Here is a 26,040-nt window from a genome sequence, read left to right as displayed (position 1 = left end):
TCTGCTCCATCCTAGAGCCAACTGCAAGCTAGAATCTAGGGATGGATAGCCAGAAATCACCCTCAAATAGCCAGTTTGTCATTGCCCCCTCCATTTTGTCGGCCGACTTTGCCTGCCTAGGCAAAGAAGTTCAAGATGTTCTCTTGGCAGGCGCAGACTGGATTCACTTTGATGTGATGGACAACCATTACGTGCCCAACCTGACCATTGGTCCTCTGGTATGCGAGGCGATTCGCCCACATGCAATAAAAGATGGCAAGCCAGCCATGATTGATGTGCATCTGATGGTGCAGCCAGTAGATCGCCTCATCCCGGATTTTGCAAAAGCAGGTGCAAACCTGATTAGCTTTCACCCAGAGGCAAGTCCTCATGTGGATCGCACTATTAACTTAATTCGTGACCAAGGCTGTCAAGCGGGTCTAGTACTTAATCCCGCAACGCCACTCCACCATTTAGACCACACCCTTGAATTGCTGGATCTCGTTTTGCTGATGTCAGTAAACCCAGGCTTTGGTGGACAGTCATTTATACCGAGCACACTCAATAAGATTGCTCAAGTGCGTGCACGCTTAGACCGCTACCAACAAGAGACAGGACGCCATATTCGCCTCGAGGTCGATGGCGGAATTAAAGTCGACAATATTGCAGAAGTTGCGAAGGCGGGTGCAGATACTTTTGTTGCTGGCTCAGCAATCTTTGGCAAAGAAAATTATGCTGAAGTCATTAAGGCAATGCGTGCAGAACTAGCGATATCAGGAACAGCGTAATGCAGCACGAAGAATTTTTGGCCCTAGCAAAACAGGGGTTTAATCGCATTCCTTTGGTAAAAGAAGTCTTAGCCGACTTAGAGACGCCGCTCTCTCTTTACGTCAAGCTCACTCAAGCCTTTGGTCAAAAAAATACCTACCTACTGGAATCTGTTTTAGGAGGCGAGCGCTTTGGTCGCTTTTCCTTTATTGGCCTGCCCGCAAAAACTGTTTTAAGAACTGTTGGTACGCCAGATGCGCCACTTACGGAAGTGCTTCTCAATGACCAAGTCATTGAAACCAATCATGACAACCCATTGGATTTTGTAGACGCGTATTTCAAACGATTCAAAGTTGCCTTACAGCCTGGGCTGCCGCGCTTCTGCGGTGGCCTTGCAGGCTTCTTCGGCTATGACACGGTTCGTTATATTGAATCCCGGTTAGCCAAGCACAATCTGCCAGATGAACTAGGTGTGCCTGATATTCAATTGATGCTGACAGAAGAATTAGCAGTAATTGATAACGTTGCGGGTCGTATTTATTTAATCGTGTATGCAGACCCCAGCCTTACAGATAGCTTTGAAAAAGGCCAAGCTCGATTAAATAAACTGCTTGCCTGCTTAAGCAAACCTGTGAGCATGCCAGCATCGCTACCAAGCACCAAAACAGCATTGATTCGCAAGTTCAAAGCCGAAGATTTTGAAAGTGCCGTTCTTAAAACCAAAGAATATATTTTGGCCGGAGATTGCATGCAGGTAGTAATTGGTCAGCGTATCAGCAAACCATTTACAGAGTCACCTCTCGCACTCTACAGAGCATTGCGCTCACTCAATCCCTCACCTTACATGTACTTCTACGACTTTGGCGACCTCCAAGTAGTGGGGTCATCACCTGAGATTTTGGTACGCCAAGAGCAACGTGAAACACAAAAAATTGTCACCATTCGTCCGTTAGCTGGCACACGTCCTCGTGGCGCTACTCCAGAAGAAGATGAACGTCTTGCTACAGAATTGCTTGCTGACCCTAAAGAAATTGCCGAGCATGTCATGTTGATAGACCTCGCTCGCAATGATGTGGGTCGGATTGCTAAAACCGGCACCGTTAAATTAACCGACTCCATGTCCATTGAAAAGTACTCTCACGTACAACACATTGTGAGCTCTGTTGAAGGTGAATTACTAGACAATATGGGCAATATGGATGTCTTACGCGCAACCTTTCCTGCGGGTACTTTATCTGGCGCGCCAAAAATTCGGGCAATGGAAATTATTGATGAGATGGAAATTGTGAAGCGTGGTGTTTATGGCGGTGCAGTTGGTTACCTCTCTTTCTCTGGCGATATGGATGTGGCGATTGCGATTCGCACTGGCGTCATTCGTGATGGCGTATTACATTCTCAAGCTGGCGCTGGCGTAGTTGCAGATTCTGACCCTAGCGCTGAATGGAAAGAAACCGAAGCCAAGGCACGCGCAGTCTTAATGGCAGCAGACTTAGTACAAGGAGGACTCGATGCTCCTCATGATTGATAACTACGATTCATTTACCTATAACCTCGTTCAATATTTTGCAGAGCTGGGGGAAGAGGTGAAAGTCTTTCGGAATGATGAGATTTCAGTTGAAGAGATTGCGCAAATAAATCCTGCGCGCATCTGTATTTCACCGGGACCTTGTAGTCCTGCAGAAGCAGGTATTTCCGTAGCCACCATTCAGCGCTATGCCGGACAAATTCCGATTCTCGGCGTCTGCCTTGGTCACCAAGCCATCGGCGAAGCTTTCGGCGGAAAGATTATTCGCGCCCAAAAAGTGATGCATGGCAAAACGGATGATATTCACCATACGGGCGTTGGCGTCTTTAAAAATCTACCTAACCCATTTAAGGTGACACGCTATCACTCCCTTGCAATTGAACAAAGCTCGTTGCCAGCAGTACTGGAAGTCACTGCCACATCCTCTGATGGTGAAATCATGGGTGTACGCCATAAAGAACTCAATGTTCAAGGCGTGCAATTTCATCCAGAGTCGATTCTTTCTGAGCATGGCCATGCACTGCTAAAAAATTTCCTGCAAGCTCAATAAGCACCATGTCAATTACACCCCAACAAGCATTACAACGCTGCATTGAACATCGCGAACTCTTCCATGATGAGATGACAGCAATGATGCGTCTCATCATGAGCGGCGAAATGCCACCCACACTAGTAGCTGGCTTATTAGTAGCCCTACGTACCAAAAAGGAAACTGTTGGCGAAATCGCCGCAGCCGCCCAAGTCATGCGTGAGTTTGCAACACCGGTTCACGTAGAAGATAGAACTAATTTAGTAGACGTAGTGGGAACAGGTGGCGACGGTGCACACACTTTTAATATTTCTACGGCAGCGATGTTTGTTGCCGCTGCTGCTGGTGCAAAAATTGCCAAGCATGGCAATCGCAGTGTGAGCAGCAAATCGGGTAGCGCTGATATTTTGGAATCCCTAGGCGTGAAGCTATCGCTCTCTCCAGAGCAAGTAGCGCAATGCATTTCTAAGGTAGGCGCAGGCTTTATGTTTGCCCCCAACCATCACCCTGCCATGAAAAATGTCGCACCTATTCGCAAAGATTTAGGTGTGCGCACGATTTTTAACATCCTAGGCCCACTGACCAACCCAGCCGATGCCAAACGCATTTTGATGGGTGTCTTTCATGCGGACTTAGTGGGTATCCAGGCGCGAGTATTACAAGCTATGGGGATGGATCATGCGCTAGTGGTTTATGGTCGCGATGGTTTGGATGAGATTTCCCTTGAGGGCCCAACCTTGGTAGGCGAACTCAAGGATGGCGTAGTACATGAATATGAAATTCATCCAGAAAACTTTGGCCTAAAAACAGCCCCGACCAGTAGCTTTAAAGTCGCCGATGCCGAAGAATCAAAAGCCATTGTCCTGAATGTTCTCAACAAAACACCTGGCCCAGCGAGTGATATTGTTTGTCTCAATGCCGGTGCTGTACTTTATGTAGCGAACGTAGCACCGAGCATTGCCAGCGGCATTCAGATGGCGCAAGCAGCCATTGCATCTGGAGCTGCCCGCCAAAAGCTAGATCAATTTATTGCTGCAACCCAAAATTAATTAAGAACTTTATGAGCGATATCCTCGACAAAATTGTTGCTACCAAGAAAATTGAGGTCGCCTCGGATTCCAAAAAAATCTCTTTAGCCAATCAACGTGATCAAGCAGAAGAAAATAATCGCGATGTGCTTTTAAAGCCACGGGGATTTATTCAATCTATCCAACATAAGATTTCAGCGGGTAAAGCTGGTGTGATTACTGAGATTAAGAAAGCTAGTCCCAGCAAAGGAATTTTGCGAGAAAATTTTCAGCCAGCTGAGATTGCCCAGTCCTATGAAAAAAATGGGGCTGCTTGTCTATCCGTCCTGACCGATAGGGAGTATTTCCAGGGCGCAAATGCTTATCTTCAAGCAGCAAGAGGGGCTTGCGGCATTCCGGTACTGCGCAAAGACTTTACGATTGACCCTTATCAAATCTACGAAGCAAGAGCCCTTGGTGCAGATGCCATCTTGCTTATCGTAGCCTGCCTGGAACTCAATCAAATGAAAGAGTTAGAAGCTTGTGCTCAAGAACTGGGCTTGGACGTGCTCGTTGAAGTACATAACGCCCCAGAACTAGAGCAGGCTTTAGAGCTAAAGACACCATTACTGGGTATCAATAATCGCAATCTGAAGACTTTTGAAGTCACCCTGCAAACCACGCTATCGCTACTATCCATGGTTCCTAATGGAAAAACACTAGTTACTGAATCGGGAATTATGAGTCGTGCTGACGTACAGCTGATGCGCGATCATCAAATCAATGCATTTTTGGTGGGTGAGGCATTCATGCGCGCAAATGATCCAGGGACAGCTTTAAGCGAACTGTTTAGCTAAGCAGGCTTAGAAGGCCTAAGCAAATCTAGTGTGACTTTAATTAGTCCAACGAGCAGTATCGTACCCAGCACATCCCCAATGAACATCACCATAAAGTGATTCAAGCTTCCAGTCTCATCGAGCCCTCGGATTGAGAACCACCACTGATGTAAGCCTGCACTGAGCGCCGAGTAAATCAGCGTACAAATTGCCAACTTCGGCAAGCTCAAGTTACTCAGGTCTGATGAGATTTTCAGATTACTCAATACAAAAATTTTCGCCAAATAGGGTGCAAAGCCTGATATCAGTCCAACGCCAATGCAGGTTGTGAACTCAGCTGGAAATTCACCGAAATAGGAGATGAGAGAAGAGGCCACTGATATTCCAAGGGCGGCAGGTAAACCGAAGATGAGCGTCAGAAACAATCGCAAGCCAGCAGGAAGATAAATCCAACTCACTCCAAGGCCGTATGCCAAATGGCTAGTCAGCCAGTTATTGAGATAAAAGAGACTTGTGTAAGCAACCGCGCTCACTAAAGTTCCCGCTATAAATCCACTAACAATCTTATTCATTCAGGTGAGTATGGTTGATTTTTATATTGCATACAAGTTGTGGATAAGATGAATAGGTCTACAATTGTATTAACCTTAAGGCTAATCATTTAAAACTGCAATTTCATTACATGTCCACGATTAAACCTCCTTCTTATATTCGATTTTTAAATCTGCTTGATGCTTTGGATCGCATCAATCCAGGTAAGAGTCTGGATTCTATTGAAGAGGGCTTACTAAATAAGATCGTTTTGAGTTTTCATGAAAAACAATCTATTTTGGTCGGGGATCTGATTTCCATGGCTGAGCTTGGCTCCCAAGCCACTCTCCACGGGCGCCTGAAGAATCTTAGTGCTATGGGTTACATCACCATGGCCGCCAATGAAGATGGTCGCAAGAAAGAAGTTATTCCGACCAAAATTGCCATTAAGCGCTATGAAGAAATATCCAAGTGTTTAGAAAAGGCTGTGAAAGCGAGTTAGTTCAACTTCTGCGCTGAACCTTGGCACTTGATAGGCAGAAAAAAGCCCTTAATTAATAAGGGCTTTTATCATTTTGAGGATCCAATTTAGACGTTGAACAAGAAGTTCAAGACATCCCCATCTTTAACAACGTACTCTTTACCTTCAGCGCGCATCTTGCCAGCCTCTTTGGCACCAGCCTCACCTTTAAACTGCACAAAGTCCTCATAAGCAATCGTTTGCGCACGAATAAAGCCGCGCTCAAAGTCAGTATGAATTACTCCGGCTGCCTGAGGGGCGGTATCGCCCTGGTGAATTGTCCAGGCACGCACTTCTTTAACGCCGGCCGTAAAGTAGGTTTGCAAGCCCAATAATTTATAGCCTGCACGAATCACACGATCCAAGCCAGACTCTTCCATACCCAGATCAGCCAAGAACTCGACTTTGTCAGCATCGTCTAAATCAGCGATTTCTGCCTCGATCGCAGCGCAGACAGCCACTACAGGAGCACCTTCTTTTGCTGCATGCTGGATAACTGCCTCTAAATGGGGGTTGTTTGTAAAGCCATCTTCTTTAACGTTGGCGATATACATCGCTGGCTTTGCTGTAATTAAGCACAGTGGCTTTAAGAGCAGATGCTCATCATCTGTGAGCTTCATACTGCGCACTGGTTGAGCCTGATCTAAATGGGCTTGCACCTTCGACAGCACAGCTACCAAGGCTGCAGCATCTTTGTCATTTCCAGATTTAGCCGCTTTACTAGAGCGCTGAAGTGTTTTTTCAACGGTAGTTAGGTCAGATAAGGCAAGCTCGGTATCAATCACCTCAATATCGGAGATTGGGTCAATTTTTCCGGCCACGTGAATAACGTTAGCGTCCTCGAAACAACGTACCACATGGGTAATCGCGTCAGTTTCCCGAATATTTGCTAAAAATTGATTTCCTAAGCCTTCGCCTTTGGAGGCTCCAGCCACCAAGCCAGCAATGTCGACAAATTCGACGGCTGCGGGCAGGATGCGCTCAGGCTTCACTATCTCAGCCAAAGCGGCAAGACGGGGGTCAGGAACCTCAACCACACCCACATTAGGCTCGATCGTGCAGAAAGGATAGTTTTCCGCCGCGATCCCAGCCTTGGTAAGCGCGTTAAAGAGGGTAGATTTGCCGACGTTAGGCAGGCCGACGATGCCACATTTCAAAGACATAGCCGTATTGTAAAGGGCTAGTTTCGATATCATCGAGATATGTCAGAAGTTCACCAAAATATGCCGGCTCAATTGCCGAAAAATACCTCTCCAGTACGGGCAGTTGATGTTGTAGTTGTGGGTGCCGGCATTGTCGGCAAGGCTTGCGCCCTAGGCCTGGCCCAACTCGGACTGCAAACAATCCAAATTGCCCCCGACTTGTCTGAGACCGTCCCCGCTCCCCAAGGCAATGAATGGGGTCAGCGGATTTATGCCTTTTCTCCTGGCACCCAGAAATTACTCGCCCATTTGCAGGTATGGGATGCCATTGAACACAATCGCATGCAGGCAGTAAGAGACATGAGAATTTTTGGCGATCGCGCAGAGCAACATGACCAATTGCACCTTTCCGCTTTTGAAGCCGGGGTACCCCAGTTAGCCTGGATTGGCGAATCGAATGTGATTGAGCACACCTTAGATCAAGCTGCACGCTTTCAAAATAAACTGGAGCGGATCACTGATGCAGTAGAGCATATTGAAGTAAATGCCACTGGAACAATCCTGCACCTCAAGAATGGCTCAGTCATACAGGCTCAATTAGTCATCGCTGCTGATGGTGCTAACTCACCGATTCGCTCCGAGCTAGGTATTTCAATTCAAGAGGAAAGCTACTCGCAAAACGCCGTGGTTGCTAACTGGATTTGCACTCATGCCCATTTAGAAACTGCTTACCAGTGGTTTCTGCCGGGCGGCGATATTGTGGCGATGCTCCCACTACCAAACAAGCAAGTCTCGATGGTTTGGTCAACCTCACCAGAAAATGCTGCAGCACTTGTAAAACTAGATCCGGCGGGATGGGCTCAACAGTTTTCCTCAATTGCGAATGGCGCAATAGGCGAGCAACTTGGAGCACTTACTCTCAACTCCACACCTGCTACATTTCCGCTCAGAAAAATTCGTGCAAGTCGTTTTATTGGTCCAGAAGCAAATCCTAAGGTAGTCCTCATTGGCGATGCTGTCCATGTAATCCATCCTTTAGCAGGACAAGGCCTAAACTTGGGCTTGAGGGATGTGGCAACGCTACTCAATATTCTAGGTAAACGAGAATCCTTCAGGCTGCCAAATGATCAAGTCTTGTTACGTCGTTACGAGCGTCAACGTCAAGGTGATACCAGCGCACTTCTCTGGGTGACAGACAAGCTCAAGAAACTATTTTCAACCAATAGCGGTCCTGAAAAGCAATTACGGAATTGGGGTTTAGGCATGGTCAATCGCAGTCACTTTATTAAACGGCGCTTAATTGAACGCGCCCTAGGAGATATTGATTTTGAATAAACTTTTTTTTACTGTAGCCTTCGTTAGCCTCCTTGCCCTTTCTATTGGAACGATTCACGCGCAATCAGAACAACAAATCCGATCCGATCTGCAAAAGAAGTTAGGCTCAAATGCCAAAATCAAAAGTGTTTCTCCTTCACCTATCGCTGGCGTCTACGAAGTATTGGTTGGCAATGAGGTTTTTTATACCGATACCAATAGTAAATACTTAATTCAGGGTGACATCATTGAGATTGCTACTGGGAAAAATCTGACTGAGCAAAAACAGGCGGATCTCAATCGAATCAAATGGTCTGAGCTCAACCCAGCCAATGCATTAAAGGCAGTACGTGGCAATGGTAGTCGTCAGCTGGCTGTTTTCTCCGACCCCAATTGCGGCTACTGTAAGCGCTTGGATAAATCATTACAGCAATTAGATAACGTCACTATCTATACCTATCTCATTCCTATTTTGTCGCCTGACTCTGCACAAAAGTCTAAACAAATTTGGTGCTCTGCTGATCCACAAAAAACCTATATTGACTGGATGATTAACGGTATTGCACCCAGCGGAAAAAGTGACTGCACCACCCCGCTAGATAAAAATATGGCATTTGCCAAAACCTATGGCATTACAGGTACACCTACTATTTTCTTTACGGATGGCAGCCGTTTTCCTGGTGCAGCACAAATCACCGACATTGAGAAGAAATTGAGCAGCCTGAAGCAATAAAAATCCCCTATGAAAAAACTAACCACCTCCGATCTACCTACAATCCAATACACCATTTGGGCAGCAGACCTTCGTGGCCACCGTTTTCATGTGAAGTTACACATTGAAAATCCATTACCCAATGGTCAGGTTTTGCAAATGCCTGCATGGATTCCGGGCAGCTATTTGATTCGAGACTTTAGTAAGCAAATAGAAACTATTGAGGCCTTTGCGGTAGAAAATCCTCATGAAGCACTCGTACTAGAGCGCATTGACAACGATCAGTGGCGCCTACCCAAAGTTGCTGGACCTGTAGACATTCTGACAACGGTGTATGCATTTGATTCTTCTGTGCGTGCTGCCTATCTCGATACTGAACGTGCATTCATTAACCCCAGCAGCTTATGTCTAGCAGTCAAAGGCCAAGAGTCTTTACCTTGCGCGCTGATCTTGGTTCCTCCAAAAGATGCCTCTGCCAGTCAATGGACCGCTCAGACTAGTCAGCGTCCGGTAAAAGTGGATAGTCAAGGTTACGGATTTTATTTAGCCAAAAACTATGATGATTTACTGGATCATCCAATCGCCATGGGTGAGTTTCAGATGGCGCATTGGAAATCGAATGGCGTATCCCATAGCATGGCCATTCAAGGCTGCGTTCATGAAGTTGATCTTGAGCGTTTAGCGACCGATCTTCAAGCAATTTGCACTTGCACGATTAATTTATTTGAACCCCAGACCAAATCAGCCCCTTTCCAAAATTATTTATTTTTGGTCAATGCTGTTCTTGCTGGATATGGTGGACTCGAGCATCGCAATAGTACCGCCTTACTTTGCCGACGTGATCAGCTTCCCCAAATGAATACCCCTTTAGATGAAACTGCTTATCGTGAATTTCTCGGGCTTTGTAGCCATGAATATTTTCATGCATGGCTCATCAAGCGTATACAACCGAAAGCATTTCAACCTTATCAACTTGATCGCAGAAACCATACCCAATTACTGTGGTTGTTTGAAGGCTTCACCAGCTACTACGATGATCTACAACTCTTGCGCAGTAAGTGTGTTGACCTCAAAACCTATCTCAAGCTCGTCGCCAATAATTGGAATGGTGTTTTGCGCGGCCCAGGGAGACTAAAACAAAGCCTTGCGGATAGCTCGTTTGATGCTTGGACCAAATACTACCAAGCCGATGAAAATACGCCGAATGCGGTGGTGAGTTACTACGGCAAGGGTGCATTGCTTGCACTGGGCTTAGATCTAAAAATTCGTGCGTCTACTAACAACAATCAATCCCTTGATGATCTGATGCGAGCCATCTGGCAAAAACATGGCGTTACGCATGAGGGTATCGCCGAGGATGGCTTGGATGCCATTATTTTTGAAGTGCTTGGCGGCGGCTTTACAAAAACCTGGAATGAATTTAAGTCTCGCTACGTTTTTGGTATAGAAGATATTCCCATTCAGAAATGGTTGCCGAGCTCTATTACCGTCAAACCAAAATCTCAGACGAAGCTTGAAAAAATTAAATCGCAATTCGGTCTACGTCATAGCGATCACAACGGCTGGTTAAAGATCACGCATGTTCTGGATGGTGGCGCTGCGCAATTAGCGGGTCTAGCCGCCGGCGATCTTTTGGCTAGCATCAACGGTGAACGTGTTACGGCTACCCGCTGGGATACCGTGTTGTCCAGCTTGGGCTCAGGAACAGTAATTCAGATTTGCTTTTACCGAGATGACCTAGAGCATGAGTGCATGACCGTATTAGAAAATGGGCAAATTCCAACCCAGTACACACTCACCCCAACTGAGTAATGTATTCGTTTTCCGCTGCAGATATTCCCGAGGATTGGCGCGCCCTGCTGGGTGACTATTTTGAGTCTCCACAATGGCAAGAGTTGCAGACCAATCTGAGGGCTGAGCTGGATCAAAATGTGGCGAAGATTTGCCCTGAGCCCCAGAACTTTTTCAAAGCGTTAGCGCTGACGCCGGTAGCCAAAGTCAAGGTCGTCATTTTGGGACAAGATCCGTATCACTCCCCAGGACTTGCTCAGGGACTGGCCTTTTCGATTCCTGAAAATATTCCGACCAATGCCCGAGCATTTCCCAGTTCATTGCGCAACATTAGTAAAGCACTCGCTTTAGAAGGTTTTGGCGCCCTTCCCAACGGTAATCTTCATTGCTGGGCTGATCAAGGCGTTCTGCTACTCAATACTGCGCTCAGCGTCAAATTAGGTGAAGCTGGCAGCCATACCAGCCTGGGCTGGAAATCGCTCATAGATAGATTGATTGGTTCCCTAGCTAAACATCGACCACATTTAGTTTGGCTATTGTGGGGCGGTCATGCCCAATCTAAGCTTCCACTCATTGAGGCTGGAGCCGATCAATTGATTCTGCAATCCTCCCACCCATCGGGGCTTGGGGTCTATAAGACAGATCAACCCTTTTTACAGCCCGGCGGCAAAGCCAGTTGCGGGCATTTTACGAAGGCCAATAAGTGGTTAATTACACACCTACACTCTCCGGTTGAATGGGTTGATAAGCCTACCCGCTCTACGGATAAAGACCTGTTCACCCTAACTGGCTAACCCAAGATACTAAAATCTAGAGTTAATATGCGACCAAACATGTCCTCAAATCTGCCAAAGATCGCTTTAAACCCCGGAGTAAATTCAATCGAATTTACAGAAGAATGCCGATACCAATCTGCATTGGCTACCCTTGCTGACCGCTCTAATAGTGATTTAACGAATTTTCTGGACCAAGCCCTTCTAGATCTTGAAGAACGCCAGTAACAAATGACTTATTTATTTAAGCCAGCGTAAAGACTCCCCGCTAGACAAGACGCCAAAATGGCGCTCAGCCATTCCAGCATCTGACCTGGTTGGAAGAACCCAAGGACTTGCCCCAGGTATGAGCTGGCTAGAGCAGCTATAAAGCCCAACAGGATGGCTAACAGGGGTTTTACTAAATTGGGCTTGGATTTGCGCTGTCCTGGGTAAAAAACCCAGGCAAATACGCCACATAAGCCGCCGATCACCAGAAAAGCTAAAAACCCCATTGCTGCCCCCTTGTTGTTGCCATCAAATCTATAATCACCACTATGAAGTTGTTGACACTCGGCATCAATCATCACACAGCGCCGGTCGCCATTCGGGAAAAAGTCGCCTTTGACCCTGAATTTCTTCAAGAAGCGTTGCACGATCTTCGCCAACATCTCGTTGGCGCGAATCAGGCCGGGCTGCCTGAGGCCACCATTCTATCTACCTGCAATCGTACCGAGCTCTATTGCGCCGCTAATGATGCAGAGGCAGCCAGCCTCTTGCATGAGGCTACTTTTGACTGGTTAGCCAAAACACAACAATTAGCCCCTAGCAGTTTAGAGCCCCATATTTATTCACTGCCGCAGTCGGATGCAGTGCGTCATGCTTTTAGAGTAGCCTGTGGCTTAGATTCCATGGTGATTGGTGAAACCCAAATCTTGGGTCAGATGAAAGATGCTGTACGCACTGCCAATGATGCGGGTGTCTTAGGCACCTATCTCAATCAGCTCTTTCAAAAAACGTTTGCTGTTGCCAAGGAGGTTCGTGGATCAACTGAAATTGGGGCGCACTCTATCTCCATGGCAGCTGCCTCAGTTCGTCTAAGCGAACGTATCTTTGAAAAGATTGCTGATCAACGCATATTGTTTATTGGCGCAGGTGAAATGATCGCCTTGTGTGCAACGCATTTTGTAGCGCAAAAACCTAAAAGCGTTGCGATTGCCAATCGCACAATTGAACGTGGACAAGAATTGGCAGACTCGATTTCGATTCAGAATGTTGAGGCAGAATCATTTAAGCTTTCTGAGCTCCCTTCCCGATTACATGAATTTGACATCATTATTTCAAGTACCGCCTCTTCGCTGCCTATCATTGGTCTTGGTATGGTGGAAAGTGCATTAAAGCAACGTCGCCATAAACCGATGGTGATGATTGACTTAGCAGTTCCACGTGACTTCGAGCAACAAATCTCTCGGCTAGATGACGTTTATCTCTATACGGTAGATGATTTGGGTGTGATGATTCAAACAGGAGCCTCTTTACGTCAAGCTGCCGTCAGTCAAGCAGAGGCCATTATTGAAGATCGTGTGGGCAATTTTATGCACTGGATGCAAGGCCGCAAGACTGTGCCACTTATTCAGGATATTCAGCAACAAGGTGAGCATCTCCGACAGCTCGAACTCGATCGCGCCATGAAACGACTAATGCGTGGCGATGATCCTCAAGAAGTTCTGAATGCTATGGCGCAAGGCTTAACCAATAAGTTCTTACATGGCTCATTACATGCTTTACAACATTCCAATGGCGCTGAGCGTGACGCCCTGATTAAGTTGCTTCCCAAATTATTCGCCTCACACTCCAAGCCAGAAGACCATTAGATGAAGCCCAGCATGCGGGCTAAGCTAGACCATCTAGATACACGCTTAGCCGAACTCAATTCCTTATTAACTACCGAAGAGTCCACCAAGGACATGGATAATTATCGGAAACTCACCCGTGAGCATTCTGATATTGCGACGGTCGTAGAAAAGTTTGGTCTGTATAAGCAAGCAGAGGCGGATGTACAAGCAGCCGAAGAGATGCGCAAAGACCCGGAGATGAAAGACTTTGCGGACGAGGAGCAAAAGCAGGCCCAAGCCACTATGGAAGAGCTTGAAGCTACCCTACAGAAACTATTACTGCCAAAAGATGTTAACGATGAGCGTAATGTCTTCTTAGAGATTCGTGCGGGTACCGGCGGCGATGAAAGCGCCCTCTTTGCCAGCGACCTCCTCAGAATGTATACCCGCTTTGCTGAGCGTCAAGGCTGGAAGGTAGAAGTCGTCAATGCTGCTGAGTCTGATCTTGGTGGCTACAAAGAAGTGGTACTTCGCTTAGTGGGTCAATCGGTTTACTCGCGACTTAAATTCGAATCGGGTGGGCATCGCGTGCAACGCGTACCCCAAACAGAAACTCAGGGACGTATTCATACTTCGGCTTGTACAGTAGCAGTAATGCCCGAAGCTGATGAATTGGAGGCGGTCAAAATTAATCCCGCTGAGCTGCGTATTGATACATTTAGGGCTTCGGGTGCTGGTGGCCAGCATATTAATAAAACTGATTCTGCGGTCCGCATTACCCACTTACCGACCGGCACAGTAGTTGAATGTCAAGATGATCGAAGCCAGCATCGCAATCGCGAACAGGCGATGAAGGTGCTGGTATCTCGCATCATGGATGCACGTGAACGCGAGAAGCATCAGTTAGAAGCTCAAACCAGAAAGTCTTTGGTGGGTACCGGGGATCGCAGTGATCGCATTCGTACGTATAACTTTCCACAAGGTCGTATTACCGACCACCGAATCAACCTGACGCTCTATAAAATTGATGCCATGATGGATGGTGATATTGATGATCTTTGCAATGCCCTAGCGTCAGAGCATCAAGCTGAGCTTTTGGCTGCTTTGGGCGACAATTAATTTCGCCTAAAGATGAGTACTAGCAAATCTTTACGCCTCTTACTGAGTGCTTGCCCATTACCAACAAATGAAGCTCGCATCTTGCTGGCACATATTCTAGAAAAGCACTACCAACTACCTCGCTCAGCATTGCTGTCTCGCGATGACATGGTGTTAAATGAAGCAGCAGCTATCGAATGGGAATCTTTCATATCGAGAAGAGCTAATGGTGAGCCCGTAGCCTATATTTTAGGAAAAAAGGGGTTTCACAATATTGAGTTATTGGTGGCTCCCGGCGTGCTCATCCCCCGCCCCGAAACTGAGCTACTGGTCGATATTGTCCTTGCTGAAATTGCTAAATCCAAACAACCCACAAGCGTATTGGATCTAGGTACTGGCTCTGGCGCTATTGCACTCGCTATTGCAAGTGAAGCATCGCTCGCCACAGTCATTGCAACGGATCAATCAGGTGAGGCTCTAGCCATTGCCAAACACAATGCCCAATTGCTTAATTTAAGCCAGCAAGTCGAATTTGCACAAGGTAGCTGGTATGAGGCAATAGGTCAGCAGCATTTTGATGTCATTGTCAGCAACCCGCCCTATATCGCCAATCTAGACCCCCATCTCACTCAAGGGGACCTCCGATTTGAACCTGCTTCAGCCCTCACTGATTACGCCAGTGGTTTGAGCTGCCTAGCGATGATTATTTCTGGGGCAGATCAACACTTGAGGTCTGGTGGTTTAATCGCTGTAGAGCACGGCTTTGATCAGTCTGAAGCCGTTGTGGAACTCATGCAGCATGCCCATTTAATCGATATTCAGGCGCATCTCGATTTAGCCGGTCACTGCCGTGTAGTCACGGGACGAAAAGATCCCAAAACCTGCCAAGGGAGTTAACCCTTTTCTCCAGATAGCTTTAAAATTAGCCACATCAGCAGCATCAAATCAACATTGCCTTACAGAATCAATTTAGGAAAAATTATGGATACCCAAGCAAAAATTCAAGCAATCGTTTCTAGTCACCCCGTTGTATTGTTTATGAAGGGCAACGCCCAGTTTCCACAGTGCGGCTTCTCCGGCAATGCAATCAACATTTTGCGTGCAAGCGGTGTTGAGAACCTACATACCGTTAACGTTCTAGAGGATGAAGAAATTCGTCAAGGCATTAAACAATTCGCCAATTGGCCAACTATTCCTCAGCTTTATATCAATGGTGAGTTCATTGGTGGCTCAGACATCATGACAGAGATGTTTCAAAGTGGTGAATTGAAAAAAATTGTTCAAGCTTGATTGTAGAAATTCTTAGCTCGCATCTGTGACTTTTGACTTAAGCTCCCTGCTTCTGTTTGGCCTGCCATTAGGTGTATGTGCAGGCCTTTTTGTTTATGCACTCAATTTACGCTCTGCACTACAACGCGTAGAACAACAAAACTTGACTGAAGCTGCTTTAGTCATCAGCCTTCGCGATGAACGGGACCAAGCATTACAACATGCGATCCGCCTTGAGGCTGAGTTAGACTCTGAGCGCAAACAAGGTCTTGGCAGAATTGAATCCCTCAATGAAGCCAAAGAGGCGCTCACTAGCCAGTTTAAGAATTTAGCCAATGAAATTCTAGAAGATAAATCAAAGCGCTTTACCGAGCAGAACGTAGCCAACTTAGATGCACTTCTGAAGCCGCTACAAACTAAGTTGACTGAATTCAAAGAACAGGTCAACACTTCCTATGGCAATGAAGCGCGTGAGCGATTTGCCCTCAAGAGTGAAATCGAGCGTCTAGCTAGTCTTAATCTGCGTATGTCAGATGAAACCCGCTCACTTACCCAGGCGCTGAAGGGTGACTCAAAGGTTCAAGGCAATTGGGGCGAACTTGTTTTGGAATCGATTCTAGAATCCTCAGGCCTTCGTAAGGGCGAAGAATACCTCGTACAGGACAGCCATACTCAGACCGATGGCTCACGCCTTCAGCCAGACGTTGTGGTCAAGTTACCCGAAGGCAGAAGCTTGGTGGTCGATAGCAAGGTCTCTATTACCGCTTACTCCCGTCACGCTGAAGCCTCAGACCCTGTAGTTGCGGAACAAGAGCTAGCTGCACATATCCAATCGCTACGTCAGCACATACAAGGACTCTCAGGCAAGAACTATAGCTCGCTGTATGGCACTGGCTCGGTGGACTTTGTGTTGATGTTTGTACCCATTGAGCCCGCCTTTTTATTGGCCCTAAAGACTGCTCCCAACCTCTACCAAGAAGCTCTAGCGAAAAATATTGTGCTGGTATGCCCAAGCACTTTGATGGCTACTCTTCGCACTGTCGCCCATCTTTGGAGGCAAGACCACCAAAATCGCAATGCACTAGAAATTGCAAAGCAATGCGGTACGCTCTATGACAAGTTTGTTGGCTTTGTGGATGATCTTGAAAAGTTAGGACAACGATTGGATCAAGCCCAAACTAGCTATCACGATGCCTTCAATAAGCTCAAGTCAGGCAAAGGCAATCTGATTCGTACGGCGGAGAAGGTTCGCGAGCTTGGGGTCAAACCCAGCAAAAATTTATCATCGCCTTTGATTGAGTCATCCACAGACTCGGAATAACAATTGACTGCCACTCACGTATCAGAAACACAGGCTTCATCGCATTCCTACAGAAAAGTGGCTGTTGCAGCCTGTTTTGGAACTTTTTTAGAGTGGTATGACTTTTTGACCTTTGCCACTCTGGCAGTAGTTTTTGGCCCCCTTTTCTTTCCTTCTAGCGATCCCAGTACCGCTCTATTAGCTAGCCTCGCCACCTTTGGGGTTGGTATGGTGGTGAGACCCATTGGAGCTGCTATTTTTGGGAGCATTGGTGATCGGATCGGTCGTCGCCCCGTCTTTATGATCACAATCGCTTTAATGGGTTTTGCTACAGTCTGCGTAGGTTTTTTACCAACCTATGCGCAAGTCGGCATCTGGGCACCTATTCTGCTGGTGAGTCTGAGGCTCTTACAGGGTCTATCAGCAGGCGGCGAAATTGGCGGTAGCGCTGTCTACCTGACAGAGCATGCGGGCGAATCTAATCGCGGCTTTAAGACCAGCTTCCTGCAATTAATGGGGCCTTTAGGCATACTAGTTTCAACACTACAGATTGCTGTACTACAAAGCTACCTCAGCCCTGAGGAATTTTTATCTTGGGGTTGGCGTGTGCCGTTTTGGATTTCACTGATTCTGCTAGTAATCGCATTCAAAGCCAGAATGGCTCTAGAAGAAACACCGGTTTATCTGCAGCTCAGTAAATCAGCAACACAATCCAAGCATCCACTTCGAGATAATCTGAAGGATCCAGAAACCAGAAAAAGAATGTTTCTACTTTTCTTCTGTATCTCTGCTGGTGGTGCAGTAATGTTTTTCTGTGTGCAGGTCTACACCTCAATCTTTCTTAAGACCTCAGTTAAATTAGCACCCCAATTAGTAGATCAATTGAGTGTGTATGCAACGGTTGCACTACTACCATTGACCATCTTTGCTGGATGGCTCTCGGACAAAATTGGCAGAAAGCCTGTGGTGGTTAGCGGTTTGATTTTAGGGGCGACGCTGATCTTGCCGGCGTTTCATTTCTTACAAAGCAATGGCGAGTCCACATTATTAATAGCCCTCGTCTTAATTGGCTTATCAGCAATACTGGCACTAGTAGTAGGTCCGCAAACGGCACTCCTTGCAGAACTTTTTCCGGCAAAGACTAGAAATAGCGCGGCCACTCTTCCGCATAACTTGGCGGCTGGATGGATTGGAGGCCTACTTCCCTTAATCGTTACCTGGCTCAACCAACAATGGGCAAGTACTATTGCAGGACTTTGGTATCCGACTATTTTCTTAGCGAGTGGGGCAGTTTTAGCATTACTTTACTTACCAGAGACAAAAGCGGTAAGACTTGATCGATAACCCTCGTTCAACTTAACCTTGCACGTTGGCAAAGATCAAATCCCTCAGCTCTTTTCCATGAAATCCAAAACAAGTTGATGGATTCTGCCCGTAAGTAGCGGATGGAGATTCAATAGAAAACTGAGCGGCCAGCTCTGGATTGGGAAATTTAACTCCGGCTTTCAGCATATCTTGGAGTAGATAATGGCACAAAATTAAATCCTCGGATTTCGTGGGAAAAGATAAATCATCAAAGGCAATGTTTGATGTTGCCTCCAATAGCCTTTTACTTCTCAAAGAAAAACCGCCATTACCCACAGTATTTGCACTCAAATCTAAGGCAATATCACCAGGCTGTAACTTCAAATCCATTGGCCATGGAGCTCCGATGTAATCGTATCCAAGAAAAGTGGGATTCCACTTACTCGCATTGAGAACAAAGCCATCAGACTGAACAACAAGACAGTATTGAGTTTCAACATGCCTGTAAAGATCGCAAAGAATAAACTTGCTGTAGCCAACAATATCAAGCTTTGGAATTTTTACCATTTCAATCTTTGGATTGGATGGAGACCAGTCTTCGGATGATAAAAACTTAATAGCACCAAATTCAATATCGTGGGAAGATATCTGCAAAGCAAGATCAGTGCCAGCTAGATCAACAGAACTAACAGCTAATAAGGTGATGTTGGGGAGGTGTAGCATGAAATTGATGGTGCCCCTTGTCCGACTCGAACAGACCACCTACTGATTACAAATCAGTTGCTCTACCAGATGAGCTAAAGGGGCAACGGAAAACATTTTAACCTATTTCACAATCGTCAAGGATGGTCTGGTGGCTTTTGGCTTTTCATCATCACTGGGATTCATTTCTTTGGGTTTATTGGCCTTGCCTGCATCAAAAGGAAAGGACATTCCCTGACCATTTTCCCTGGCATAGATTGCAAGCACGTGAGTCACGGGAACCATAATTTTCCTAGGGACCCCGCCAAATCTTGCCTGAAAGCTAATCCAGTCATTATCTAAATTGAGTTGATGGCAGGCCTCTATAGAGAGATTGAGAACGATTTCATCATTCTTCACAAACTCCATAGGAACCTCAACGCTGGAATCTACAAAGACCGCCATGAAGGGCGTAAAGCCAAAATCCGTGCACCACTGGTGTAGGGCACGGATTAGGTAAGGTTTATTACTTGGGATGTCAGACATGCTTATCTTGCCAGCCTGAGTAATGAGCCGCTTAGCGACGCATTACCTTTTCTGATGGAGTCAAAGCCTCGATATAAGCAGGTCTACTGAAAATACGCTCAGCGTACTTCAAGAGAGGGGCTGCATTGCGCGAAAGGTCGATGCCGTAATGCTCCAAACGCCACAATAAAGGAGCGATTGCGACATCCAGCATGGAGAACTCTTCACCCAACATGTACTTATTCTTCACAAAAATTGGGGCTAGCTGAGTTAGGCGATCACGAATAGCCAAACGCGCTTTTTCATGAGTCTTTTCAGCTGGCTTACCTTTTTCATTTTCCAAAGCAGACACGTGTACAAATAACTCTTTCTCAAAATTGAAGAGGAAGAGACGAGCACGTGCACGTGCAACAGGATCAGGCGGCATCAACTGTGGATGAGGAAAACGCTCATCAATGTATTCATTGATGATGTTTGATTCATACAAAATTAAGTCGCGCTCGACCAAGATAGGCACTTGGCCATAAGGGTTCATTACCGAGATGTCTTCTGGCTTGTTAAACAAGTCCACATCACGGATTTCAAAGTCCATGCCTTTTTCAAAAAGCACCAGACGGCAGCGTTGCGAGAATGGGCAATTTGTGCCCGAGTACAACACCATCATAAATTGATTTCCTTAAATATCTACTTCAATACTACAAACGCAAAACTAAAGCGGCTTTAAATCAATTGCAGGCATGACTTAGTGGACGTCTTTCCAATAAGCCTTGTTCAAGCGCCATGCTAACAGGGTGAAGATTGCCAAGAAGAGCAACACTACAACACCAAGACGCTTACGCTGAAGCTGAACTGGTTCAGCCATCCAGGACATGAATGCAACTAAATCAGCGATGTTGTCGTCATACTCCTGAGATTTCATAGTCCCAGGTGTTAACTGCTCAAAACCAACGAATTTTTTCTCTACACGACTTGCATCGTGTGGATCTTGTCGCTCTTCAAACTTGGCGGCACGCTCGCCTTGTAGTTGCCATAAAACATGCGGCATACCAACGTTCGGGTAAACCAAGTTATTCCAACCAGTCTGGGTAGTGTCGTCTTTGTAAAAAGTACGGAAGTAGGTATATAGCCAGTCCGTTCCACGTGCACGTGCTTCTACCGAGAGATCTGGAGGAGTTTTACCAAAGTAAGCTTTTCCGTCTTTCGCTGACATCGAAATGGTCATCAGATCGCCAACCTTAGCATCAGTAAAAATCAAGTTATCTTTGATTTGCTGATCAGTCAGACCAATGTCACGTAGGCGGTTGTAGCGCATGCTTGAGGCTGCATGGCAGTTCAAGCAATAGTTCACAAAAATCTTGGCGCCGTTTTGTAAAGAAGCATCATTGCTCACGCGATTGGGTGCGGTATCCAGTGGGAAGCCGCCCTCACTCGCATTTGCAGTTAAACCAAAAGTAAGTGCAGTAAGCAGAGCTGTCGCTTGGCAGACGCTCATCAAAGTGTACAGAATTCGTTTCATACTAGTTCCTAGTTTCTCTTTACCAATGTACTGAGCGTTAGTTAATGAGCTGCAAAAGTAACGCGTGTTGGAACTGGCTTGAACGTACCAAGCTTGCTCCAGAACGGCATTGCCAAGAAGAAGCCCAGATAATAAATAGTACAAATCTGAGAAATCTTTTCAAATAATGGTGTTGGTGGCTGAATACCCAAGTAACCCAAAACTACAAAGCTCACAATGAACACACCATAAATATATTTATGGAACTGTGGGCGATAGCGAATCGATTTCACTGGGGAATGATCCAACCAAGGCAAGAAGAACAGAATCACAACAGAACCACCCATGATCACAACACCCCAGAACTTGGCATCAAATAGGAAGAAGCCAGCAGCCAGAACCAAAGCAATAGCCGCACATGCGCCCTTGACTTTGATATCGCTGGACTTGAGAGCAAACATTCCCAAAACTACTGCCAAGAAAATCCACAACGGCAAGAGGAAGCTTGAGGTAGTTGCACGCAACATCGAGTAGAACGGTGTGAAATACCAAACGGGTGCAATGTGCGTTGGAGTAACGAATGGGTTAGCCGGAATAAAGTTATTCGCCTCCAAGAAATACCCACCCATCTCTGGCGCAAAGAAAACAATCGATGCAAAAATGATCAAGAAACCGCCGAGGTACATGACGTCATGGACGCTGTAAAACGGGTGGAAAGGTATCCCATCCAATGGAATACCTTTTTCGTCAACTGTATTCTTAATCTCAACACCGTCTGGATTGTTAGAACCCACTTCATGGAGCGCCAAAATATGTGCCGCAACCAAACCAATCAACACCAATGGAATAGCGATGACATGGAATGCAAAGAAACGGTTTAAGGTCGCATCACCAACTACATAGTCGCCACGCAACCATAAGGACAGGTCTGGACCGATCAAGGGGATTGCAGAGAACAAGTTCACAATAACTTGGGCACCCCAATAAGACATTTGACCCCATGGAAGCAGGTATCCAAAGAACGCTTCACCCATTAAGGCTAGGAAAATCGCACATCCGAAGATCCAAATGAGTTCACGTGGCTTACGATAGGAGCCGTAAATTAAGCCACGGAACATATGCATGTAAACCACTACGAAGAACATCGAGGCGCCGGTCGAGTGCATATACCGAATCACCCACCCAAATGGTACTTCACGCATGATGTACTCGACAGACTCAAATGCCTTAGCAGCGTCTGGCTTGTAGTTCATTGTCAAGAAAATACCAGTAATAATTTGAATCGCTAAAACAACGATGGCTAGGGCACCAAAGATGTAAAAGAAATTCAGGTTTTTAGGCGCATAGTATTCACTCATATGCTTCTTGAATGCGGCGGTAACCGGTAGACGCGAATCAACCCACGCCATCACCCTCTGAGGAGCTGATGCATCAGCTGGAAGTACTTTTTCGTGAAATGCCATTTATATCTCCTTAGGCCTTCTTATCTTCGCCAACCAAAATCGTAGTTTCGGTCAGATACATATGTGGTGGGACTTCCATATTGTCTGGCGCTGGTTTATTTTTGTATACACGACCCGCCAAATCAAATGTTGAACCATGACATGGGCATAAGAAACCACCTGGCCATGTATTTGGTAAGGAAGGTTGAGCGCCTGCTTCAAACTTAGGCGTAGGGGAGCAACCTAGGTGTGTACAAATACCAACTACAACCATGTATTCAGGTTTAATGGAGCGCCATTGATTCTGGGCATAGGGAGGGGTGTATAGGGCTGGATCCCTTAAAGAATCAGGGTCTGCTAATTCTGCGTCAATCTTCGAGAGTTCAGCTACCTGCTCAGGCGTACGGCGTACAACCCATACAGGCTTACCGCGCCACTCCACCATACGCATCTCATCAGGCTGCATACCAGAAATATCAATCTCAACAGCAGCTCCGGCGGCCTTGGCACGCTCAGAAGGTTGAAAACTATCAACAAAAGGATATAAAGCTGCTGCTGCACCAGCACCGCCGACTGCTGAAGTGGCAATCAACCATTTACGTCGCTCTTTATCCGTACTAGACTTGTTACTCATTTACAAAATTCCTTGAAAGAACATTTATAGGTCAGATTTGCTTGAAGCTGGGATTTTAAAGTAAAAAGTAGAGTTAAGTGGAAGGATATGGAGATAATCCAGGTTTAGCACGCATTTAAAGAACAAGGGGAACATTTGTGAGTGTTTTAAAGGAATTTCGGGACTTCGCAGTTAAGGGCAATGCCATTGATTTGGCAGTAGGCGTCATTATTGGCGGGGCATTTGGGAAGATTGTGGATTCGCTGGTGAATGACATTGTTATGCCGGTGATTTCAACTCTGCTGGGGGGTCATATTGACTTTACCAACCTTTTCTTAGTACTTGGCAGCATTCCTGAAGGGGTCCCCAGAACTTTTGATGCCCTTAAAAAGGCAGGCATACCCATTTTTGCCTATGGGAATTTCATCACCATCTCCATTAACTTCATTCTATTGGCGTTTGTCATCTTCCAGATGGTCAAAGTGGTCAATAGAGTGCGCACTATTGACGTCCCACCGGCACCTCCAGTTCCCGAAGATGTTGTCTTATTGAGAGAAATTCGGGATAGTCTGAAAAAGTAAGTCTTAAAAATCATCACTTTTATCTAATTTTACCAATCTGCCCGCCCCTAAATAACTAAAAGTCCAACGGGCACTAGGGGATCTAGAAACGCACAGGGCTGTAAACCAGACGGCTCCATTATTTTTAATATCAATGTGAAATGTTATGAGCACCAAAATCCAAGAACTCATCGGTGAGGCCATTAGCCTGTATCAAAACGGTTTTATTGCCGAAGCGGAAGAGACGCTACTAAAAGTACTTAAGGCGCAAAAGAACAATCTTCCAGCTTTTGAAATTTTGGGGCTAATTAAAGCCACTTCTGGGGATCATCTAGAAGCTGCAAAATATCTCAAGAAAGCAGTCCAGATTAACCCCAACAATTTCTCAACTCGTTACAACCTTGCAAAAGCATTGGCCGATTGCAATGAGCACCTTGAGTCATTACCCCATCATGAAAGAGCAGTAAAGCTTGCCCCCTTAAATGTAGATGCTTGGATTAATTATGGAAAAACTCTCTCTATCTTAGGGAAAAATGAGGGTGCACTAGGTGCTTTTAACGAGGCTATGGAGCTCAATCCTCAGCACGTAGAGGCCTCTCTGAATAAAGGTATCGCCTCACGTAGGATGAATTTGATCGATGAAGCATTACTTGAGTTTTCTAGCGTACTGAAATACGAGCCTAATAACTACCTTGCAATTTTAAATATAGGCTTAAGTTTTTTAGTAAAAAAACAATATCCAGAAAGCCTAAGCTATCTAGACAAGGCGTATTTACTAAACTCACTCGATATCACCCTGCTCCTAGCCAAGGGACAAGCGCTCTTTGAGTCTAAAAGATATGAAGATGCGATTCTAATTGCTGAAGAAATTTTAAAAATAGATTTGAAATCATGCGAAGCACTATCAAACATTGGTAGCGCATTGAATGAACTGAATCGACTGGAAGATGCGATTAGTTATTTTGATAAAGCCCTTGCTTTGGACCCTATGCAGGCAGAGGCTTACTCAAATAAGGGGCTGGCCTATTTAAAACTAAAGCGGCTTTCTGAGTCTCTTAAAAGCTATAACAAAGCGCATCAAATCAATCCTAATATTGACTTCCTGTTGGGCTCAAAACTCAATATAAAGATGCTGATTGGTGACCGAAATAATATAGAGAAAGAAACTACGAGTCTTATTCAAGCGCTTGCTGAGAGCAAGCGTGTTACAGCGCCCTTTGGAATCATGTCTCTTATCGACTCACCATCTGCGCACCTGCAAGCTGCAAGTATTTGGGCAAAGACAAATGCACATATTCAGGAATTAGTAATTACAAGAAAAAATAGACTCATTGGTAATGGAAAAATTAAGCTAGCTTACATCTCTGCTGATTTTAAAAACCACCCCGTGTCCCATTTGACTGCAGAACTTTTTGAACTTCACAACAGAGATAAATTCGAGACTTATGCCATTTCTTTAGCAAAAGTGAATGGACATGATGCTATACGGAAACGTCTTGAAAATGCGTTTGATCATTTTATTGATGTTGAAGATAAATCAGACCTTGAAATTGCAGAATTTTGTAGAAATCTAGGTATTGATATTGCGATTGATCTGGGTGGCTACACTGAAGGAGCGAGGATTGATATCTTTAAATTTCGCGCTGCGCCAATACAAGTAAATTATCTTGGCTACCCAGGAAGTCTTGGAACCAACTCCTTTGATTACATCATTGCAGACAAGATTGTTATTCCCGAGCAAGCAAGGATTTTTTTTACAGAAAAGATTGCTTACCTGCCTCACTGCTATATGGTGGATGATTCAAAAAGGCTACCGTCAGCATCACCCGCGTCAAGAGAAGAGTTTGGCCTGCCCGAGAACGCCTTTGTGTTCTGCTGCTTTAACAACAGCTATAAATTGAACACCCATGTCATTCAGACTTGGTCAAATATCCTCAATGCCGTAGCAGGTAGCGTTTTGTGGCTCTCGGAAAATAATTTAACATTTCAGCAGAATTTAATAGCAGAGTTTGCTCAATATGGTGTCGAGTCAAGCCGCATTATTTTTGCCAAGCGAATGGAGTTCATATCGGATCATCTAGGGAGGCATCAGCTTGCTGACCTATTTTTAGATACGCATCCGTTCAATGCCCACACTACAGCAATTGATTCTTTAAAGTCTGGATTACCTCTAATCACGATATTGGGGGATAGTTTTCCAGCAAGAGTAGCGAGTAGCTTACTCACAACTTTAAGCCTGCCTGAGCTCATCACCAATAATTTTCAAGAATATGAAGAGCTTGCAATTCATCTCGGAAACAATCCAAGTAAAGTAATTTTTCTAAAAGAGAAGCTAGCATCCCATCTTCCAATTTCACCGCTTTTTAATACTAAGTTATTTGCATTCAACCTTGAATCACTCTTGATAGAAATGCAGCGACGGTATGAAAATAACGAGCCTGTAAGCCACATATTTACATCACCTTAGGACATAAAAAATACTACCTCGAAGGGTGGCATTTCAATTCTCAG

At 45.6% G+C, this 26,040-nt stretch carries 28 protein-coding genes and 1 tRNA gene; 19 read left to right on the top strand and 10 right to left on the bottom strand.

Annotated elements, in window-relative coordinates; all coding sequences use genetic code 11:
* The first annotated feature begins 41 nt into the window (after positions 1–41).
* The 5 genes from rpe to trpC are packed head-to-tail and all read left to right on the top strand — an operon-like array spanning position 42 to position 4,665.
* Complete coding sequence (gene rpe, locus DN92_RS00770; protein WP_173959461.1) at positions 42–767, top strand: ribulose-phosphate 3-epimerase; 726 nt, start codon at positions 42–44, stop codon at positions 765–767.
* On the top strand, positions 767–2,272 hold the full coding sequence (gene trpE, locus DN92_RS00765) for an anthranilate synthase component I (RefSeq protein ID WP_173959460.1): 1,506 nt from the start codon (positions 767–769) through the stop codon (positions 2,270–2,272). Before rpe ends, trpE begins: the two co-directional genes overlap by 1 nt.
* Entirely contained in the window at positions 2,256–2,822 is a 567-nt protein-coding gene (locus tag DN92_RS00760) for an anthranilate synthase component II (RefSeq protein WP_173959459.1), read from the top strand. Before trpE ends, DN92_RS00760 begins: the two co-directional genes overlap by 17 nt.
* Before the next feature lie 5 nt (positions 2,823–2,827).
* Positions 2,828–3,850, top strand: a complete 1,023-nt coding sequence (gene trpD, locus DN92_RS00755; protein WP_173959458.1) for an anthranilate phosphoribosyltransferase — start codon at positions 2,828–2,830, stop codon at positions 3,848–3,850.
* Positions 3,851–3,861: 11 nt separating this feature from the next.
* Entirely contained in the window at positions 3,862–4,665 is an 804-nt protein-coding gene (trpC, locus tag DN92_RS00750; protein ID WP_173959457.1) for an indole-3-glycerol phosphate synthase TrpC, read from the top strand.
* Here trpC and DN92_RS00745 read toward each other — a convergent pair.
* Positions 4,662–5,216 carry a hypothetical protein gene (locus DN92_RS00745; protein WP_173959456.1) on the bottom strand — a complete coding sequence of 185 codons (555 nt, stop codon included), beginning with the start codon at positions 5,214–5,216 and terminating at the stop codon, positions 4,662–4,664. The two genes, trpC and DN92_RS00745, sit on opposite strands and share 4 nt — an antisense overlap.
* 110 nt (positions 5,217–5,326) lie before the next feature.
* Here DN92_RS00745 and DN92_RS00740 point away from each other — a divergent pair, with 110 nt between their 5' ends.
* Positions 5,327–5,677 (top strand): winged helix DNA-binding protein, encoded by a 351-nt coding sequence (locus tag DN92_RS00740; protein ID WP_173959455.1) that lies wholly within the window; start codon positions 5,327–5,329, stop codon positions 5,675–5,677.
* Positions 5,678–5,763: 86 nt separating this feature from the next.
* On the opposite strand, the gene ychF is transcribed toward DN92_RS00740, so the two are convergent.
* Complete coding sequence (gene ychF / locus DN92_RS00735; RefSeq protein ID WP_173959454.1) at positions 5,764–6,858, bottom strand: redox-regulated ATPase YchF; 1,095 nt, start codon at positions 6,856–6,858, stop codon at positions 5,764–5,766.
* Positions 6,859–6,897: 39 nt separating this feature from the next.
* Here ychF and DN92_RS00730 point away from each other — a divergent pair, with 39 nt between their 5' ends.
* From DN92_RS00730 to DN92_RS10715, 5 genes are read left to right on the top strand one after another with little or no spacing between them, the layout of a single operon-like run.
* The gene (locus DN92_RS00730; RefSeq protein WP_173959453.1) at positions 6,898–8,172 is read left to right on the top strand and encodes an FAD-dependent monooxygenase; all 1,275 of its coding nucleotides are present in this window, start codon (positions 6,898–6,900) and stop codon (positions 8,170–8,172) included.
* Entirely contained in the window at positions 8,165–8,884 is a 720-nt protein-coding gene (locus DN92_RS00725) for a DsbC family protein (protein WP_173959452.1), read from the top strand. The genes DN92_RS00730 and DN92_RS00725 overlap by 8 nt, the downstream gene beginning before the upstream one ends.
* Positions 8,885–8,893: 9 nt before the next feature.
* Positions 8,894–10,675 (top strand): M61 family metallopeptidase, encoded by a 1,782-nt coding sequence (locus DN92_RS00720; RefSeq protein ID WP_173959451.1) that lies wholly within the window; start codon positions 8,894–8,896, stop codon positions 10,673–10,675.
* Positions 10,675–11,448, top strand: coding sequence for a uracil-DNA glycosylase (locus DN92_RS00715; protein WP_173959450.1), 774 nt, complete (start codon positions 10,675–10,677; stop codon positions 11,446–11,448). The genes DN92_RS00720 and DN92_RS00715 overlap by 1 nt, the downstream gene beginning before the upstream one ends.
* Positions 11,449–11,475: 27 nt before the next feature.
* Entirely contained in the window at positions 11,476–11,655 is a 180-nt protein-coding gene (locus DN92_RS10715; protein WP_173959449.1) for an antitoxin MazE-like protein, read from the top strand.
* An 8-nt stretch (positions 11,656–11,663) separates the two neighbouring features.
* Here DN92_RS10715 and DN92_RS00705 read toward each other — a convergent pair whose 3' ends face one another.
* Positions 11,664–11,921, bottom strand: coding sequence for a GlsB/YeaQ/YmgE family stress response membrane protein (locus DN92_RS00705; protein ID WP_173959448.1), 258 nt, complete (start codon positions 11,919–11,921; stop codon positions 11,664–11,666).
* Between the two features lie 42 nt (positions 11,922–11,963).
* On the opposite strand from DN92_RS00705, the gene hemA reads away from it, so the two are divergent.
* The 6 genes from hemA to DN92_RS00675 all read left to right on the top strand — a co-directional run bounded on the left by hemA (position 11,964) and on the right by DN92_RS00675 (position 18,252).
* Positions 11,964–13,280 (top strand): glutamyl-tRNA reductase, encoded by a 1,317-nt coding sequence (gene hemA, locus DN92_RS00700; RefSeq protein ID WP_173959447.1) that lies wholly within the window; start codon positions 11,964–11,966, stop codon positions 13,278–13,280.
* Positions 13,281–14,360, top strand: a complete 1,080-nt coding sequence (prfA, locus tag DN92_RS00695) for a peptide chain release factor 1 (RefSeq protein WP_173959446.1) — start codon at positions 13,281–13,283, stop codon at positions 14,358–14,360.
* 12 nt (positions 14,361–14,372) lie between these two features.
* Positions 14,373–15,236, top strand: coding sequence for a peptide chain release factor N(5)-glutamine methyltransferase (prmC, locus tag DN92_RS00690; RefSeq protein WP_173959445.1), 864 nt, complete (start codon positions 14,373–14,375; stop codon positions 15,234–15,236).
* Between the two features lie 84 nt (positions 15,237–15,320).
* Positions 15,321–15,629 carry a Grx4 family monothiol glutaredoxin gene (gene grxD / locus DN92_RS00685; protein WP_173959444.1) on the top strand — a complete coding sequence of 103 codons (309 nt, stop codon included), beginning with the start codon at positions 15,321–15,323 and terminating at the stop codon, positions 15,627–15,629.
* Between the two features lie 25 nt (positions 15,630–15,654).
* The gene (locus DN92_RS00680; protein WP_173959443.1) at positions 15,655–16,929 is read left to right on the top strand and encodes a DNA recombination protein RmuC; all 1,275 of its coding nucleotides are present in this window, start codon (positions 15,655–15,657) and stop codon (positions 16,927–16,929) included.
* A gap of 3 nt (positions 16,930–16,932) precedes the next feature.
* The gene (locus tag DN92_RS00675) at positions 16,933–18,252 is read left to right on the top strand and encodes an MFS transporter (RefSeq protein ID WP_173959442.1); all 1,320 of its coding nucleotides are present in this window, start codon (positions 16,933–16,935) and stop codon (positions 18,250–18,252) included.
* 12 nt (positions 18,253–18,264) lie between these two features.
* On the opposite strand, the gene DN92_RS00670 is transcribed toward DN92_RS00675, so the two are convergent.
* The 7 genes from DN92_RS00670 to petA all read right to left on the bottom strand — a co-directional run bounded on the left by DN92_RS00670 (position 18,265) and on the right by petA (position 22,990).
* Entirely contained in the window at positions 18,265–18,936 is a 672-nt protein-coding gene (locus DN92_RS00670) for a DUF5672 family protein (RefSeq protein WP_173959441.1), read from the bottom strand.
* Between the two features lie 8 nt (positions 18,937–18,944).
* Positions 18,945–19,020 (bottom strand) — tRNA-Thr (locus tag DN92_RS00665).
* 18 nt (positions 19,021–19,038) lie between these two features.
* Positions 19,039–19,440, bottom strand: a complete 402-nt coding sequence (locus tag DN92_RS00660) for a ClpXP protease specificity-enhancing factor (RefSeq protein ID WP_173959440.1) — start codon at positions 19,438–19,440, stop codon at positions 19,039–19,041.
* Between the two features lie 31 nt (positions 19,441–19,471).
* Positions 19,472–20,083: a glutathione S-transferase N-terminal domain-containing protein gene (locus DN92_RS00655; RefSeq protein ID WP_173959439.1), complete on the bottom strand. Its 612-nt coding sequence runs from the start codon at positions 20,081–20,083 to the stop codon at positions 19,472–19,474.
* Between the two features lie 78 nt (positions 20,084–20,161).
* Positions 20,162–20,935, bottom strand: coding sequence for a cytochrome c1 (locus DN92_RS00650; protein WP_173959438.1), 774 nt, complete (start codon positions 20,933–20,935; stop codon positions 20,162–20,164).
* A 41-nt stretch (positions 20,936–20,976) separates the two neighbouring features.
* On the bottom strand, positions 20,977–22,377 hold the full coding sequence (locus DN92_RS00645) for a cytochrome b (RefSeq protein ID WP_173959437.1): 1,401 nt from the start codon (positions 22,375–22,377) through the stop codon (positions 20,977–20,979).
* Between the two features lie 10 nt (positions 22,378–22,387).
* Positions 22,388–22,990 (bottom strand): ubiquinol-cytochrome c reductase iron-sulfur subunit, encoded by a 603-nt coding sequence (gene petA, locus DN92_RS00640; RefSeq protein WP_173959436.1) that lies wholly within the window; start codon positions 22,988–22,990, stop codon positions 22,388–22,390.
* 137 nt (positions 22,991–23,127) lie between these two features.
* Between petA and mscL the strand changes: the two genes are divergently transcribed.
* Both mscL and DN92_RS00630 read left to right on the top strand, forming a co-directional pair.
* Positions 23,128–23,550 carry a large conductance mechanosensitive channel protein MscL gene (mscL, locus tag DN92_RS00635; protein WP_173959435.1) on the top strand — a complete coding sequence of 141 codons (423 nt, stop codon included), beginning with the start codon at positions 23,128–23,130 and terminating at the stop codon, positions 23,548–23,550.
* 145 nt (positions 23,551–23,695) lie between these two features.
* Positions 23,696–25,996: a tetratricopeptide repeat protein gene (locus DN92_RS00630; protein WP_173959434.1), complete on the top strand. Its 2,301-nt coding sequence runs from the start codon at positions 23,696–23,698 to the stop codon at positions 25,994–25,996.
* Positions 25,997–26,040 lie beyond the last annotated feature (44 nt).

The organism is Polynucleobacter arcticus (assembly GCF_013307205.1).
In the GTDB taxonomy this organism is placed as follows: Bacteria; Pseudomonadota; Gammaproteobacteria; order Burkholderiales; family Burkholderiaceae; genus Polynucleobacter; species Polynucleobacter arcticus.
This window is presented reverse-complemented; position numbering and strand designations above follow the sequence as displayed.

Bases quoted from the DNA above. Each gene is read 5' to 3' on its own strand.
- rpe (WP_173959461.1), top strand. From the start codon at position 42: ATGGATAGCCAGAAATCACCCTCAAATAGCCAGTTTGTCATTGCCCCC.
- trpE (WP_173959460.1), top strand. From the start codon at position 767: ATGCAGCACGAAGAATTTTTGGCCCTAGCAAAACAGGGGTTTAATCGC.
- DN92_RS00760 (WP_173959459.1), top strand. From the start codon at position 2,256: ATGCTCCTCATGATTGATAACTACGATTCATTTACCTATAACCTCGTT.
- trpD (WP_173959458.1), top strand. From the start codon at position 2,828: ATGTCAATTACACCCCAACAAGCATTACAACGCTGCATTGAACATCGC.
- trpC (WP_173959457.1), top strand. From the start codon at position 3,862: ATGAGCGATATCCTCGACAAAATTGTTGCTACCAAGAAAATTGAGGTC.
- DN92_RS00745 (WP_173959456.1), bottom strand. From the start codon at position 5,216: ATGAATAAGATTGTTAGTGGATTTATAGCGGGAACTTTAGTGAGCGCG.
- DN92_RS00740 (WP_173959455.1), top strand. From the start codon at position 5,327: ATGTCCACGATTAAACCTCCTTCTTATATTCGATTTTTAAATCTGCTT.
- ychF (WP_173959454.1), bottom strand. From the start codon at position 6,858: ATGTCTTTGAAATGTGGCATCGTCGGCCTGCCTAACGTCGGCAAATCT.
- DN92_RS00730 (WP_173959453.1), top strand. From the start codon at position 6,898: ATGTCAGAAGTTCACCAAAATATGCCGGCTCAATTGCCGAAAAATACC.
- DN92_RS00720 (WP_173959451.1), top strand. From the start codon at position 8,894: ATGAAAAAACTAACCACCTCCGATCTACCTACAATCCAATACACCATT.
- DN92_RS00715 (WP_173959450.1), top strand. From the start codon at position 10,675: ATGTATTCGTTTTCCGCTGCAGATATTCCCGAGGATTGGCGCGCCCTG.
- DN92_RS10715 (WP_173959449.1), top strand. From the start codon at position 11,476: ATGCGACCAAACATGTCCTCAAATCTGCCAAAGATCGCTTTAAACCCC.
- DN92_RS00705 (WP_173959448.1), bottom strand. From the start codon at position 11,921: ATGGGGTTTTTAGCTTTTCTGGTGATCGGCGGCTTATGTGGCGTATTT.
- hemA (WP_173959447.1), top strand. From the start codon at position 11,964: ATGAAGTTGTTGACACTCGGCATCAATCATCACACAGCGCCGGTCGCC.
- prfA (WP_173959446.1), top strand. From the start codon at position 13,281: ATGAAGCCCAGCATGCGGGCTAAGCTAGACCATCTAGATACACGCTTA.
- prmC (WP_173959445.1), top strand. From the start codon at position 14,373: ATGAGTACTAGCAAATCTTTACGCCTCTTACTGAGTGCTTGCCCATTA.
- grxD (WP_173959444.1), top strand. From the start codon at position 15,321: ATGGATACCCAAGCAAAAATTCAAGCAATCGTTTCTAGTCACCCCGTT.
- DN92_RS00670 (WP_173959441.1), bottom strand. From the start codon at position 18,936: ATGCTACACCTCCCCAACATCACCTTATTAGCTGTTAGTTCTGTTGAT.
- DN92_RS00660 (WP_173959440.1), bottom strand. From the start codon at position 19,440: ATGTCTGACATCCCAAGTAATAAACCTTACCTAATCCGTGCCCTACAC.
- DN92_RS00655 (WP_173959439.1), bottom strand. From the start codon at position 20,083: ATGATGGTGTTGTACTCGGGCACAAATTGCCCATTCTCGCAACGCTGC.
- DN92_RS00650 (WP_173959438.1), bottom strand. From the start codon at position 20,935: ATGAAACGAATTCTGTACACTTTGATGAGCGTCTGCCAAGCGACAGCT.
- DN92_RS00645 (WP_173959437.1), bottom strand. From the start codon at position 22,377: ATGGCATTTCACGAAAAAGTACTTCCAGCTGATGCATCAGCTCCTCAG.
- petA (WP_173959436.1), bottom strand. From the start codon at position 22,990: ATGAGTAACAAGTCTAGTACGGATAAAGAGCGACGTAAATGGTTGATT.
- DN92_RS00630 (WP_173959434.1), top strand. From the start codon at position 23,696: ATGAGCACCAAAATCCAAGAACTCATCGGTGAGGCCATTAGCCTGTAT.